Origin of the sequence: Streptomyces anulatus, from assembly GCF_000721175.1 — a bacterium.
GTDB classification, from domain to species: Bacteria; Actinomycetota; Actinomycetes; order Streptomycetales; family Streptomycetaceae; genus Streptomyces; species Streptomyces anulatus_C.
In genome coordinates this window covers 1-13768 of record NZ_JOEZ01000063.1, presented here as the reverse complement: position 1 = coordinate 13768, position 13768 = coordinate 1, and the positions used below count along the sequence as shown (strand labels likewise).

At 69.0% G+C, this 13768-nt stretch carries 12 protein-coding genes and 1 pseudogene; 10 read left to right on the top strand and 3 right to left on the bottom strand.

The features are described from left to right. Positions 1-356 precede the first annotated feature (356 nt). From IG90_RS0137650 to IG90_RS0137635, 4 genes are all read left to right on the top strand, one after another. Positions 357-2792, top strand: a complete 2436-nt coding sequence (locus tag IG90_RS0137650) for a helicase-associated domain-containing protein (RefSeq protein ID WP_030595382.1) — start codon at positions 357-359, stop codon at positions 2790-2792. Between the two features lie 94 nt (positions 2793-2886). Continuing rightward, complete coding sequence (locus tag IG90_RS0137645) at positions 2887-3792, top strand: phosphorothioated DNA-binding restriction endonuclease (RefSeq protein ID WP_030595378.1); 906 nt, start codon at positions 2887-2889, stop codon at positions 3790-3792. Positions 3793-3858: 66 nt separating this feature from the next. Then, entirely contained in the window at positions 3859-4137 is a 279-nt protein-coding gene (locus tag IG90_RS0137640; RefSeq protein WP_030595375.1) for a ribbon-helix-helix domain-containing protein, read from the top strand. Then, complete coding sequence (locus IG90_RS0137635) at positions 4134-4559, top strand: PIN domain-containing protein (protein ID WP_030595372.1); 426 nt, start codon at positions 4134-4136, stop codon at positions 4557-4559. The genes IG90_RS0137640 and IG90_RS0137635 overlap by 4 nt, the downstream gene beginning before the upstream one ends. 587 nt (positions 4560-5146) lie before the next feature. Here IG90_RS0137635 and IG90_RS0137630 read toward each other — a convergent pair. The 3 genes from IG90_RS0137630 to IG90_RS0137620 are packed head-to-tail and all read right to left on the bottom strand — an operon-like array spanning position 5147 to position 7782. Continuing rightward, positions 5147-6061: an FAD-dependent oxidoreductase gene (locus IG90_RS0137630; protein ID WP_030595369.1), complete on the bottom strand. Its 915-nt coding sequence runs from the start codon at positions 6059-6061 to the stop codon at positions 5147-5149. A gap of 4 nt (positions 6062-6065) precedes the next feature. Further along, positions 6066-6635, bottom strand: a complete 570-nt coding sequence (locus IG90_RS0137625) for a cysteine hydrolase family protein (RefSeq protein WP_030595364.1) — start codon at positions 6633-6635, stop codon at positions 6066-6068. A 22-nt stretch (positions 6636-6657) separates the two neighbouring features. Next, positions 6658-7782 carry a helix-turn-helix domain-containing protein gene (locus IG90_RS0137620; RefSeq protein ID WP_233436200.1) on the bottom strand — a complete coding sequence of 375 codons (1125 nt, stop codon included), beginning with the start codon at positions 7780-7782 and terminating at the stop codon, positions 6658-6660. 219 nt (positions 7783-8001) lie between these two features. Between IG90_RS0137620 and IG90_RS0137615 the strand changes: the two genes are divergently transcribed. The 6 genes and pseudogenes from IG90_RS0137615 to IG90_RS0137590 form a co-directional block, all read left to right on the top strand. Beyond that, the gene (locus IG90_RS0137615; protein ID WP_030595358.1) at positions 8002-8469 is read left to right on the top strand and encodes an NUDIX hydrolase; all 468 of its coding nucleotides are present in this window, start codon (positions 8002-8004) and stop codon (positions 8467-8469) included. Positions 8470-8472: 3 nt separating this feature from the next. Continuing rightward, positions 8473-9120, top strand: a complete 648-nt coding sequence (locus IG90_RS0137610) for a hypothetical protein (RefSeq protein WP_030595355.1) — start codon at positions 8473-8475, stop codon at positions 9118-9120. Continuing rightward, complete coding sequence (locus IG90_RS0137605; RefSeq protein ID WP_030595353.1) at positions 9117-10916, top strand: DUF4254 domain-containing protein; 1800 nt, start codon at positions 9117-9119, stop codon at positions 10914-10916. Before IG90_RS0137610 ends, IG90_RS0137605 begins: the two co-directional genes overlap by 4 nt. A gap of 47 nt (positions 10917-10963) precedes the next feature. After that, positions 10964-11539: a phosphoribosyltransferase gene (locus tag IG90_RS0137600; RefSeq protein WP_030595350.1), complete on the top strand. Its 576-nt coding sequence runs from the start codon at positions 10964-10966 to the stop codon at positions 11537-11539. Next, complete coding sequence (locus IG90_RS0137595; RefSeq protein ID WP_030595347.1) at positions 11536-12354, top strand: hypothetical protein; 819 nt, start codon at positions 11536-11538, stop codon at positions 12352-12354. Before IG90_RS0137600 ends, IG90_RS0137595 begins: the two co-directional genes overlap by 4 nt. Positions 12355-13348: 994 nt before the next feature. After that, positions 13349-13768, top strand: a pseudogene (locus tag IG90_RS0137590) (hypothetical protein); the annotation flags it as partial.

Here is a 13768-nt window from a genome sequence, read left to right as displayed (position 1 = left end):
CGCCGGACCCCCAGACGAACATTTGGAAAGCGTGTTGGGGGCAACCCCTCACGAGTTCGAATCTCGTATCCTCCGCCATTGCTCTCACCGGGCAATACGTCGAAGGCCCCCGCAGTTCGCTGCGGGGGCCTTCGACGTTGATGGTCTCAGTTCTGGTCTCATTCATTTCCGACATAAGAGACATTTCACTCCGCCGACTTGCCGCCGCCGGGTCGAGTCACAGGACATCGCCTTCACTCAGAAGCGGGTTTCTGCCGACTCAGGACGCAAGCGTCCCCCGCGATCCGCCATTCTGGGTCTGTGCAGGACCGATTCCGGTCGGAGACCACCGGCACTCGTCTTTGTGAGGTGTCCCCATCGGCAAGCCCAGTGGATCAACTCTGGCCGCGTGGCTGAGTGATCTGGACGTCGACCGGCTTGAGCGGGTCCTGGCAGCTCGCCCGGATGCCGTGTCCCCGCCGGAACCACGATCGTTCGGCGAACTCGCGGACCGCCTTCAGCGCCCGGCGTCGGTGGCCCCGGTGTTGACCGGACTCGCGCTGCCACACCTGCAGGTAGCCGAGACATTGGCGGCATTGGGGCCCGTTCCATGTGCCGCCCTGGCCGATCTGGTGGATGTGACCGGAACGGAGAGCGCTCGCGGGCTGGGCGCGGCCTTGGAGGCGCTGGCCGACCGCGCACTCGTCTGGCCGGACGGCGAAGGGCTGCTGCGCATGGCGGCGCCGTTGCCGCAGGCGTGGGACTCGCCGCTGGGGCTGGACGCCCCGCTCACCCGGCTACTGGCGGACACGACCTCCGAGGAACTGCGCCGCATGCTGGTGGCCCTGGGCATCCCGTCACCCGGCACCACCAAGAAGCATCGGCTGACGGCCCTCCTGGAACACCACAGCGATCCGGAGCGGGTGGCCGCGGTGATCGCTTCGGCACCTTCGTCCACCCGGACTCTGCTTGAGCGGCGAGCCTCTCACCGGGGTGAACAGGCTCAACCACAGGCGCATTTCCTCATGTTCAGGACCTCGCAGGCCGACTCCGAGCCGAGTGTGCGCTGGGCACTGGAGCGGGGGCTGCTGATCCAGGACCGGCACTCCGGGTACGGATCCACACGCATGCCCGCCGAGGTGGCGCTCGCACTGCGCGGAGCCGGCTGGCGCGCCCCCTTCGAGCCCTTCCCGCCCGTCGTGCGGACGGTGTCCGTCACCTCGGCGGAAGTGGACCGGGAGGCGGCGGCCGCCGCCACGGCGTTCGCCGCACATGCCGCGTCGGTTCTGGCGACGTGCTCCGCGGCTCCGCCGGTCCTGCTGAAGTCCGGCGGGGTCGGAGCACGTGAGTTGTCCCGGATCAGCAAGGCGGCACAGTGCGACGACATCGTCGTACGCCTTGTTCTGGAGACGGCGTACGACGCCGGGCTGCTGGCCCGGGACGGCGACCAGGTCGCGGCAACGGACGGATACGACACCTGGGCGGAACGAGAACCGGCGGAGCAGCTCGCCGTGCTTCTCCACGCCTGGCGGACGCTTCCGCTGACTCCGACCCAGGCGCGCGGCGAGGACGGCAAGGCGCTGCCCGCGCTCGCCGGAACACCGCCCTGCGGCGGCTGTCCACAGGCCCGGGAGGGGCTCCTCGCCGCCGCGGCACAGCTCCCGGCGGACCGGGGAGTGCACAGCCCCGCGGAACTGTGGCCGCTGGTCGCCTGGCATCGCCCGCTCGCCGAGCAGCTCCCCCAGGACACCACGCCTTTCGCCACCGCGATCCGGGAAGCGGAACTGCTCGGGGTCGTCGCCCGCGGCGCCCTGTCCCCCATCGGTGCCGCTCTGCGGACCGACGACGCCGAAGCGCTGGCCGCCGCCTGTGAGCGGCTGCTGCCGACGGCCACCAGGGCAGCCCGTTTCGGCGCGGACCTCACCGCCGTCGTCACCGGCACACCGTCCGCCCGCCTCGCCGCACTGCTGGACACCGTCGCTGACAAGGAAGTCGGTGGCACGGCATCGGTGTGGCGGTTCAGCCCCACAACCGTTCGTCGTGCCCTGGACACGGGCCGCACGGCGGATGCCATCGCGGCAGACCTGAGCGCCGTCGCGGTCGGCGCCCTCCCCCAGTCGCTGTCGTACCTGATCAACGACTCCGCACGCACTCACGGCCGTGTGCGCATCACCCCCGCTGCCTGTGTGATCCACGGCGAAGAACCCGCTCTCCTCGCCGAACTCGTCACGCACAGAAAGCTCGCCGCCCTCGGCCTGCGCTTGCTGGCACCGACCGTGCTGGTCAGCCGGACCCCACTCGACAAGACCCTCGCCACGCTCCGGGCCGCCGGCTACGCCCCCGTTGCCGAGAGGGCCGACGGAACCGTACGCGTCGAAAAGACCCGGCGCCGACGCGCCGCCGCACCGGTCCCGCCCCCGCCCCCACTCCCAGGCCAGCGGCGGCGGTCCGTGCCGACGGTGACTCCGGTGACAGTCGGCCTGAGCACGATGGCCGCCAGGCTGCGGGCCGCCCCGCCGATACTTCCGGCTCCCGACCCGTTCGGCACCGGGGCCCCCTACGGCACGGACACCGAGGAGATCCTCGCCGGATGCGCGAAGAACCTGGCGTACAGCGATGTCCGCCAGCTCGCCCATGCCATCGACGCCGGCACAGCCATCACGGTCGAGTACGTCGCCGCCTCGGGCAACCGGACCGTACGTACCCTCAGCGAGCTCGTGCTCGACCCGCCCTACTTGCATGCGTGGTGCCACCTGCGGGACGACGAACGGGTCTTCACCCTCTCCCGCATCCACGGCGTCATGCCCGGGTAGCCGGGATCCGCGTCGTGGCTCGGTGTTCGGCCGGCCACTGCGGCGATGCCCCACGGCCAAGCGCTGCTACGAGCCGCCACTACGATCGCCGACCATGGACTGGGTCGAGCGCACCGCGCAGTTGAGGCAGTGGACGAGGAGCGGGACGCGGGCTCCGCACAAGCCGTTGCTGTTCCTGTACGCGCTCAGCCGGTTCCAGCAGGACGCCGATGACGAGCTGCGGTACAGCGCCGTGGAGGAGGACCTGCGGGGACTGCTCGCCGAATACGGTCCTGGTAACCGGACGACGCCCGCCTATCCCTTCCATCACTTGGTGAGTGACGGCGTGTGGGAGGTGCGCACCGAGCGCGGGCCGGGCAGCCCCGGGACCGGGGTCAGGAAACTGCGCGCAACCGGCGCCGCTGGGCGGCTGACGCCGGAGCTTAGGGCGGCGCTGCGGCGGGAGCCGTCTCTTCTCGGCCGGATGACACGGGTGCTGCTCGATCTGAACTTCCCGCCCTCCCTCCACGGCGAGCTGTGCGAAGCCGTCGGCCTGGAGCTGGAGGAGGCCGAGACCGCACTGCTCTCGGCCGCGCGCAGGCAGCGGGACCGGCGGATGCGGGAGATGGTCCTGACGGCGTACGAGTACCAGTGCGCCTTCTGCGGGTATGACGGCAGGATCGGCGCGGTGCCGGTCGGGCTTGAGGCCGCCCATGTGCGCTGGTGGGCGTTCGACGGACCGGACGACGTCGAGAACGGGCTGTGCCTGTGCTCGCTGCACCACAAGCTGTTCGACAAAGGCGTACTCGGTCTCGGCGAAGGCCATGGCAAGGGCCACCGCATCCTGGTCTCGCAGAGCTTCGTCGGCCACAGCACCGCCGCCCGCGAGCACGTCATCACGCTCGCCGGCCGTCCGCTCATCGGCCCCCAGCCGGGCGTCCGCCCTATCGCCGCCGCCCACCGTTCCTGGCACACCAGCCAGGTCTTCCATGGCAGCCCACGTCCCGCCACGACCGCCTGACCGCCGACCTGGCGGCCACGAGACTGCGCTGGCAAGGGGCGTGATACCAAGAGTATGGTCGCTTGTATGGCGACGAAGAAGGTAACGGTGACGATTCCCGAGGATCTCCTGGACGAGATCCGTGCGGAGGCGGCAGAACGGGGGATGTCGGCGTACGTCGCCGAGGCGCTGCGCTTCAAGCGCGACCGGGACCGACTGGGGGAGCTGTCGGACTGGCTGCAGGAGGAGCACGGTCCTCTAACCGAGGAAGAGCGCACCACAGCGTTCGAGGAGTTGGAGGGCCTCGACGCCGAGCACGAGCGCCGGCGCGCCACCGGAACGCACGGCGCCGGAGAAGCCGCGTGAGGAAGCGGTCCGGTGAACCCGGGCAGCGGCCGCTGCGCGTCTTCGTACTGGACTGCGAAGCCCTGTCCCTGGCCGTGCGCGGCGACCGGAAGATGATCGCGTGGCTCGACCTCGCAGCCCGGGGTGAAGCCGAGGTGGTCACGTCTCCGATGACGCTGGTCGAGGCGTACGACGGCAGAACCACCGAGCAGCGCTGGGACTGGGTACTCTCCCGGCTCAAAGTCACCGACATCGGGAAGGACGAGGCCCGCCGGGCCCGCCGCCTGCTGTCGGATGCCAGGCTGCACGGCCACAAGTACGCGATCGACGCGATACTCGCCGTCATCGCGCGCCAGCAGAAGGGGCAGGTCACCGTCTTCACCTCGGACGTGGACGACCTGGAGAGGCTGGTTCCGGAGTCGATCGTCGTCAAGAAGGTATGACCCGCCGCTCCGGTCTCAGTCCTGGTCTCATTCGCCCCCGTCCAGTGCCGTTCACCATCCCTCCGACGCGCGGCTCCGTCCCAGGTCAGAACAACCCCGTCCCTCTCCGAACCCCCGGACGAACATTTGGAAAGCGTGTTGGGGGCAACCCCTCACGAGTTCGAATCTCGTATCCTCCGCCATTGCTCTCACCGGGCAATACGTCGAAGGCCCCTGGAGTTTGCTGCGGGGGCCTTCGACGTTGGTGGTCTCAGTTGGCCAGGCGGACCGGATTCCTCGGCGACGAGGATCCTGTACGCGCCACCGCAAGAGCAGGTCAACATCGCGGAGGGCGCGCTGCCTGCCGATCCGATCTGGCGCGGCACTTCGTGTCAGGACCGGTTCGGGATCTTCTGCGAGCGCCTTGTGGTCGAGCAGCTGTACGACGCCGCCTGCTATGTCACGTCCTCAGCCGAGGATCCCAAGCCCGTCGAACTGGTGCAGGGGTTGACTGGCGGCACTTCTCGGCTGCCATGAACGCCCGCCTCACGTATCTGAAGGAGCTCGGGCTTCCCGGCTAGGAAGGACGTACGGGGCCTCCCTCTCTGTCAGCCCTTGGTGGGCACGTCCCTGGCCGCGTAGTAGGCGTGTAGTGCGGCCTCGCTGCCTGATCCCAGGGCGGTCATGATCCGTTGGAAGCGGGCGGAGCGGAGGTCGCCGGCGACGATGACGCGGGGGTGCTGGTCGGCCGGGGTGCAGTATCCGTCCCGGCCCCGGGTCAGGTCGCCGGGCGGGGCGGTCGGGGCGTTGCCGATGCTGAGGTAGGCGGAATCTGCTGTGATCGTCTGCCGCGTGCCGTCCTGGCCCACTGCTTCCGCCGACGCTGAGGTGCCCTCTGCGGGCTTCAGCGTCAGGTGCTCGACGGGGACAAGGGCGACGCGGGGGTCGTCCCGGATTTCCTCGATCTTGTACGTGTCGGCTGCCGGGTACGCCACGAGCAGGCGGGTGTCTGTGGTCGGGTGGGCGCGCAGGAACGTGCCGATCGGCCGGTCACCGCCCAGGACGAGGAGGGTGCGACCCTGGGCGTCGTCAGCTTCGGCCTCCCAGAGCGGAGGCAGCCTGAGGCTGCTGGGGGCGCTGATCCAGGTGACGTCGTGAGGCTGGAGGGGGCCGACGCCGGTGGCGACGACGGCGTACGGAGCCGTGAGACGTACACCGGTGTCGACCGTGACGGTCACCTGGTCGTCATCGGCGCGAAGTTCGGTGACGCGCCTGCCGAGTTCGAGGCGGCACAGCTCGGTGCCCTTCAGTTCCGCCACGATGGCGTCGGCCAAGTCGGTGCCGTTGGTGTGGCCGCCGAGGACGTTGTTCAGGGCCGGGATCCGGTAGAGATTGCGGCACAGCCGGTCCGGCTCGACCAGGATCGAGCGCATGCCCACGCCGGCGGCCATGCGGGCGGCGGCGCAGCCGGCCGGCCCTCCGCCGATGATGATCAGGTCGGTGTCGAGCGGTGTGTCGGCCATGAGGCTATTCCAGCACCGGGTCGGCCACACGCGTATCGAGTTGGCCCATCACATGCTTGGAGTCCACGAGTTGGCCTGTTCCGATCAGGCGCCGGGCAACGAGCAGACCGGCGTCGTGGACGTCCGGGCCGGCGTCGCTGGCACAGGCGTCCGTGACGATCCAGGGTGCGTATCCGTGCTCGAAGGCGTCTGCGGCGGACTTCAGAACGCAGCTCTCGGTGGCGATTCCACAGAAAACGAGGTCGGTCCAGCCGGCCCGTCGAATCAGTTCTGCGGCCTCGGGGGTGAACAGCGTGTATCCGGTCTTGTCGACGCTGGCGTGCGCGCGGCCCGCCGCCTCGGCGAGCTCGGGAACGATGTCGGTCTCGGGTGGCTGCTGGAGCCGACGCCATTGGAAGAAGCGCTCATAGGGGCTGTCGGGATAGTTGAAGTACCGGGTGAAGACGACAGGGCGCCCGGCAGCGGACCATCTGGCGACGAGGTCGGCGACTGCGGGCACGACGTGACGACTGTGGTGGTTCACGAAGCCGTTCTGCATGTCGATCACGACCAGTGCAGCACTGCTGATGTCCATCGGCTCTCACTCCTGCCCGTTCTCAGCCGGCGCTCTCGCGCAGAGCTTCCTGCGCGGTGCGCAGCCGTTCGGCCAATCCGCTGGTCTTCATGATGGCCTCCCGCATCAGGACGTGTTGCGCGGTCTCCTGAGCACGGGCGGTAGTGAGCCGCGAGGCGGCGGCGCGCAGGAATCGCCAGCCGTACTGCTCCGGCATGGAGGGGTCCTGGCCGTCCTCGACCATCTGTTGGATGTGGCGGGTGAAACACCACAGGGCCTGGACGGTCAGCTCGCAGGCGACCAGCTCGTCGGTGGTGAGGCTGCGCTCGCTGGAGTGGGAGGCGTAGGCGACGCCGGACCAGCCGGCGTAGGCGGTGGACACTCCCCGTACACCGAAGGAAACGATGTCCGGGTGGTCGAAGCCAGTGGCAAGAAGCGACTCCTCGACCGTGCAGGCCAGAGGCGCGGGACCACCCGGCGCTCCGCGGTCGACCAGAACCGAGGGAGTGGAGAGCAGGCGCAGCGCGGTGTCGTAGGCATCTCCGGCCCACGGGCCGGAGGTGAGGCAGTAGAGGGAGAGGACGTATTCGGGCTTGGGGGCCCCGGCGTGGTCCCCTTCGAGGAGTTCGCGGATCTTGTCCCGGGCCCAGGGGAGGTCGGACGCGTAGGAGCGGTAGCGCCAGACGGCCAGGTCGGTCAACGCGGCAGGTTCGTGCGGCTGGACAAGGTGGAAGACGGCTACCCCGCAGGCGAAGACGTGCAGGACACAGCTCTGCGCCTCGGGGTGGTCCAGTCGGGTCGAGGAGGACTCCAGCCACTGAGCGCCCCCACTCGGTGTCAGATACTCCCGAAGCCGGCCGGCGCGCTCGACACCGATGAAGACCGGCAGGAACTTGTGGGAGTCGACTTCTATCCGCCCTGTGACGGGTGCAGCCGCGTCACTCATTCCCAGCGCTTCCGCGAACCGGGTTTTCGCGTCGTCGGGTGCGCGACCGAGAGCGGTGTCGAGAATTCCCTGAGACTCGGCGCGAGGCTGGTAGCCGGCGCCACCTGCCTCCCAGTTCGACACCGTGCGGTCGCTGACCCCCAGGTACGCGGCGAAGTCCCGCAGGCTCATGCGCAGGGCGTCGCGTAGCAGCCGGGCCTCCCGACCGGACCATCTCTGCACCGTGACCACCGTGGCACCCCCTGTCCATCACCCGGTGGAACGACCGAACGAACAGCGTAGCCAGCCTTGTTCAGCAGTACTGCGGCATTGCTGCAGCGCCCGTACATCACACTCCGCAACCGTCTTGCTCCATGCTGAAACCACCGCGTCGGGGCCGGCCATCACCAGGCAGCCCCTCCGCCGTTCTCTCCTGTACCACCACCAGAAGGAGCAACCGGCATGACCGACATCGTCAAGCGCAACGCCCGCGCCATCCTCCTCGACGGCGACGAACTGGTCCTGATCAAGCGCACCAAGCCGGGCAGGGAGCCGTACTGGGTGACGGTCGGCGGAGGGGTCGAGACGGACGACGCGACCATCGAATCGGCTCTGCACCGCGAGGTGTTCGAGGAGCTCGGCGGCAAGCTGGCGCGCGCCGAACTGATCCACCTGATCACCGACCAGTTGGAAGGCGGCATCGGCGTCCAGCACATCTTCGCCGCGCGCCTGGAGTCGATGGACCTGGCCGCGCGTACGGGAACGGAGTTCGCGAAGCCGGAACGGGGCGAGTACGAGGTGGTACGCGTCCCGTTCACCGGCGAGGCGGTCCGCGAACTGAACCTGATGCCCCCGGAGCTCGCCGAGTTCATCGCCGCCAACACGTACGCGATCACCTCGGTCCTCGACACCCCGATCCGCGAGGCGTGAGCGATGACGCGAGCCCCGGACTTCGTCAGCCTCAACGGCCCTGACAACGTCGGCAAGACGACCCACTTGGTGCGGCTGGCCGAACGGTGGAACGCCTTCCAGCCGCTGGGCGCGGTCCACGAGCACGATCCCGAGCCCTGGGCACGGGTGGCCACCGGCGACTACGCCCGGTGGTGGTTCGAGACGTCCACGACCGTCGAGCTGACCGAGATACTGCTCGCCGGTCATGCCAAGCGGGCCGCCGCACGCGAGAGTGGACGAACGGGTCTGCTGGACCGGGGCTTGCCCATGCTTCTCGCCGTGGCCGCTGCAACCTGCGTGGTCAAGGACGGTCTGACCGTCGGCGAAGCGTTCAAGACCGTGACAGGAATCGCCGGTTCGCGGGCCGCCACACCCGAGACCTCCATCCTCCTGCTCCCGTCATTCGACGCCGAACGCAGTTACGCCATCACCAGCGCCCGCGAGGGCCGACCCTGGACCGGGATCTACCCGGACTACCAGAAGACACTGCACGCGGTCCTGCTCCATCAGATCGACCATGGTGCGTTCACCGCGGTCGTCGACTGCGAGGACCGCTCCTTGGACGCCGTGCACAGCGACGTGCTCGATCGCCTCGGCCTCAGCCGACTCACCGACGGGAGTCCCCGATGACGCAGAACTCCCCGCCCCTGGTGTTACCACCCAGTCTGTCCCGCACCGTGGCAGCGCTCCCGGACAAGGACCGGAACCGCCTGGACGACACCATCACCCGGCTCCACACCGTCAACGGGCGACTGTGGGACACCGAGGACCGGGTGCGCGGCGCCTTACTCTCCGCCGCCCAGGTCGCCGACTGCAAGCGCGAGATCGACCAGCTCAACGCCGAACGGAACCTGCTCGCCGAACGGGCTGACGAGGTCCTCGGCTCGCTGGCCGACGCAGGCCGCGCCGACGCACCACTGCACACCGAGACGCTCGCCTCCGTCATCGACCGCCTCTCGGTGCTGACACTGAGGATCTGGCACAGCGAACGGGCAGCTGCCCGGGACGAGTTGGCCCGCCGACGTGTCCCCGCCCTTCACGGCCAACAGGAGGAACTGTGCGCCGCCCTCGACGCGCTGGTCTCCGACGTCGTCGCAGGCCGCCGCCGGCTCCCCGTACCGGCTCGCTTCAAGCTGTACGGCCGGGACGACGCCGCCCCCGCAGAGATCAAGCCGAGTCGGCGGCTGCGCCGGGTCCTCGCCTTCGGTGGACTGAGCGAGTGCGGCAAGAGCACCAGCGCCGAGTTCGTCCAGCGCACCTGCGGTGCGCAACGCTTCAAGATCGGCTTCCTGTTGCGGCAGGCGGCCCACCGGGAGGGTCTCGCAGACCCGTACGCCCTGTCGCCCCGTCGGCAGGCCGAGCTGCTGCTCGGTGAGCTGAACCGTTTCGCGGACGCGCACGTCGACACGGAGCTGTTCACCATCGAGTCCGTCCACGACGACGCCTCGATCGCCGAGCTCAAGCGACTCATGGGCGACGCACTCCAGATCGTCTACCTGGACGCCTCCTTCGCCGTACGCGTCGAGCGGTCCGGCACTCAGGCCCAGGCCGTCGCCGCGAAGGACGAGATCAAGATGAGCCGTGGAGCCCACCAGGTAGCCACGCTCGCCGACCACGTCATCGACAACACCGGCAGCATCGCCGCCCTCCGCGCCCGGCTCCGGCGCATCGCCGCCCCGCCCACCTCCACGGCGCTGCGCGCGGCCACTCCGTACGGGCTGGGACTGCCTGCCGCCCTAGCCTCGGCGACGGCCGACTTCACCGACGCGGTACGGGCCTACGGCCCCGGCGTACGGCTCGCTGCCCTGACCGGCAGCCCCGGCGAGGGCAACTGGATCGCCGGCTGGTCCGACCTGGACCTCCTCGTGATCGCCGAGCACGAGGCCATCGGCCGGGTCCACGAAGCCCTGGAGCAGTACCGAACGGCCCTCGGCAGTGCGGCCTCCCTCGGCCCCACCCTCGTCACCCCCGGCGAACTGACCGCCCGACGCCTCACCCCGCGCCTGGCGTTCGTCCTCCACCAGCTCCAGCAGGGCAGCCCTGTCCTGTATGCCGCACCCGGCCTCGAACTACCGAAGATCAGCAGAGGCGAGCTGGCGTTCGCCGCTGTCCGGGAACTCCCCCAGGTCATCCTGACCATGCGCCGTCTGCGCGCCGACTCGGGGCCGACCACACTGCGGCAGCTCTACAAGCACCTCGTGCTCGCCTGCCGCCTCCTCCTGCGCGAGCACAACCAGTGGGAGTCCGGCCCCGATCGGATCCTCGCCGCGGCCTCCCGCATGCCGGGCCTGAGGGCCCTCTCGACGCCCTCCCTGGCCGAGATCGCCGGCGCTTGGCGCGACGGCGAGGCCGAGCTCGTCCTCAAGCCCGTCACCATGGCCGTCGACCAGCTCCTCACCTGGTACGCCGTCCAGCTCGCCGCCTGAACAGGCTGTCTATCCTTCCTCGTTCTCCGTCCGACAGGAGCTTCGCCATGCCCGAAACCATCGCCGCGCCGTCCTTCACCGCCCGGATCGTCGAACGGCTCAGCGTCGGAGCTACGAGCCGCCGCGAGCGCGTCATCCATTCCCTGGACGGCCTGGAGCACCCGGTCCACCCCGACACCCTCGCCAACACCGGAGCCGACCTGTGGCGCCTGCTTCAGGAGCAGGTGCCGGACGGGCTCGGCTCCGTGGACTTCCTCCTCGGCCTGGACGCCGGCGGCATCCTGCCGACCGTCTCCCTCGCCGGTGCCGCCCAGCTCCCGTACAAGATCGCTTGGAAGCTGCACCTCCCGCTCGACGGGGCGGTCCGCTTCAGCGAGCCCCACGCGATGCGCACCGACGTCTTCGCGTACGGCATCACTCCCGGCCAGCGCATCGTCATCGTGGACGACGAGATCACCACCGGCCGGACCCTGGCTGACCTCACCCGCCGCCTCCGCGAGGCCGGCGCCGCCCCGCTGGTGGCGGCCTGCCTGGTGGAGGACACGACCCGCGGAGCCCGCGACCTGCTCACCGACCTCGGTCTGCCGCTCGTCTCGCTCACCACGATCGAGGGCACGGCATGACAGCGGTCGCTCCGGCGAGGATCCAGTTTCACCACGGCTCCCTGGTCATCCCCGCCGGCGCCGTCCACACCACCCCGCTCGGGTACGACCGGGGCAGCGTCCCCATCGGCGCACCGCTCCCGCTGGCCGCCTCCGTCGAGCTCGTCCACCGCCTGAGCGGGTGCGGCGAGATCGTCGTGGCCTTCGAGGGGAAGCTCGGTGACTCGCTCCTCGCCCTGTCGGGGGTCCGCGCGGTCCTCGACTGGCTGCGGCTGCGGTCTGTACGCGTGGCCGTCCGGGCGGTGGGTCCGTACGCGGGGCTGATCGCCCGCACTGGGCTGATCACGCAGCCCCAGGCCACCACGCCCAACGGCTGGCGGGCCGTGATCGGCGACCGCACGGGTGTTGAGGCACACGGCTCGGAGGCGGCGGTGAGCCTGGTGCTCGACCCAGCCGCCCCGCCGTGCTGGTCGAGCGACGGCCGCGCCCACCCGGACCTGCCCGCCCGCCACTACCTGGCGCTGGAGCGCCGCCTCGGCATCCGCCTGCCCGGCACGGCTCCTTTCGCTCCCACCCTCGCGACCGGGCCTAACAAGCTCGTGGAGGAGCTGCGCTCGGTGGGCTGGCTGGGCGGTCTGACCATCGCCGCCATCACCGCCACCAGTTGGCCGGAGCGCAAGGACTACACCGCCCAGCGCTACATCGCCCTTGCCGAGCACATCGCCGAGGCACAACAGGCCCAGGCCCGGCTGCTGCTCATCGGCGGCACCCCGGGCGACGGCCTCCGCGTCACGACGGAGGCTCCCCGTCGCCACGTGCAAGCCCTCCATCAATAGATGAATGACGGATACCCAGCACGAAGAGGTCGCGAGAGCAGCGTGACGCAACGATGGATGGCCTCGCGGGTGGGCGACCAAAGAGGCACATCATCGTGCTTGGGACGCGCTCCTATTCGCCCTTCGTTTCTGCCGCTCTTCCAATCGTCCTACCGTCTGCGGAAGCCGCGCTTGGCGAGGCAACGGATAGGACGGGCGCGGGACCTGGAGGGTTGATCAGGTCTCCAGCTGAGTACACGACGCACCTCCTGCCACGCTCCCACCAGCCCAGCCAATCCCTCAAGAACGTTACGGGCTTGAACCAGGACGGCTCCCAGGAATACAAGGAACGCGGGAATCCCTAATAAGACAGCAGCCCAACACATTAGGGCCCCCTTCCCATACATAGTAGCCAGCGGAACGCCTAGACCCGAGACAACCAACAGGAATGACTCTGCCGCCCTTTCCGATCGATGCCAGTACCCAAATGGACGCCTTCCACATGCCAAAATCTTTTCCACGGCGAGCGTTCTTGGACGGTTCCGTACGCACCGTAGTTACTCCTCTGCACGGTCTCACCTCGCAGGCCACTGAGTCTGCAGCGTAGAAGCTGCATTCTTTGATCTTCGCTGAGTCATCACTACCGTGGGAATGCTGGCACCAAGGAGTCGCAGCCGTCTTTACGGTGCAGCATAAATTCTTTGATCACTGGCGCTTTCCTCGGCTCAGCTTGTCGGCGCCGAGTGAAGGCACGATCTTGGGTTGCCGAAGGCCCTGGCGCGGCTTCCGGTCAGCGCCGTTGTCACCCCGTGACCGCAGTTTCCGGTCAGCGCCGACGAAGGGTGGAACGGCATCACATGGCGGCGGTCCAGCCGTGGTACCGCATCAGCAGCTGTCAAGAGATGGCCGAATAGCGGTCTGCGCCCCCTCGTGCGCACTTGCTTGCGCTCCCCCGCCGGGCTCTACCGTCCTTCGGCTCACGCCACACAACATCGACGGAACGGAAGGGCAGCCGGTGAACAAGGACGAATCCAAAGCCGTCAGCGAGGTCCTACACGAGCTGAGCAACACCTCACACGTTCAGATCCGCTCGTCGGCCGAACTGGGCGCCCACGTCTCCGAGGCTGCGCAAAATGAGGACGAGAAGCGGACAGACAAAGGGCAGGGGCCGCTTCGCCGACGGACCGACTACAGGGCCGCCCGGAACGCGCCGCGTTCGCTGACCCTCACCCCCTGGCAAATCATTCACGCCATCGGCCTCGGGGCTGCCTCGGCCCGCCAAGGTGCAGGACGAGGGCTGGCCGAGCACTGGGGGAGCCTGCGCTATATCCAGGCTCTGGAGGGCAACCAAGGCAACTACCTGCAACTGTCGTCCGAGGGTCGCGATCTCCTGCGCTTCTACAAGGCCACGCAGTCTGGGGAGATCGGCACCGGC

Bases quoted from the DNA above. Each gene is read 5' to 3' on its own strand.
- IG90_RS0137645 (WP_030595378.1), top strand. From the start codon at position 2,887: ATGGACTGGGTCGAGCGCACCGCGCAGTTGAGGCAGTGGACGAGGAGC.
- IG90_RS0137640 (WP_030595375.1), top strand. From the start codon at position 3,859: ATGGCGACGAAGAAGGTAACGGTGACGATTCCCGAGGATCTCCTGGAC.
- IG90_RS0137630 (WP_030595369.1), bottom strand. From the start codon at position 6,061: ATGGCCGACACACCGCTCGACACCGACCTGATCATCATCGGCGGAGGG.
- IG90_RS0137625 (WP_030595364.1), bottom strand. From the start codon at position 6,635: ATGGACATCAGCAGTGCTGCACTGGTCGTGATCGACATGCAGAACGGC.
- IG90_RS0137615 (WP_030595358.1), top strand. From the start codon at position 8,002: ATGACCGACATCGTCAAGCGCAACGCCCGCGCCATCCTCCTCGACGGC.
- IG90_RS0137610 (WP_030595355.1), top strand. From the start codon at position 8,473: ATGACGCGAGCCCCGGACTTCGTCAGCCTCAACGGCCCTGACAACGTC.
- IG90_RS0137605 (WP_030595353.1), top strand. From the start codon at position 9,117: ATGACGCAGAACTCCCCGCCCCTGGTGTTACCACCCAGTCTGTCCCGC.
- IG90_RS0137600 (WP_030595350.1), top strand. From the start codon at position 10,964: ATGCCCGAAACCATCGCCGCGCCGTCCTTCACCGCCCGGATCGTCGAA.
- IG90_RS0137595 (WP_030595347.1), top strand. From the start codon at position 11,536: ATGACAGCGGTCGCTCCGGCGAGGATCCAGTTTCACCACGGCTCCCTG.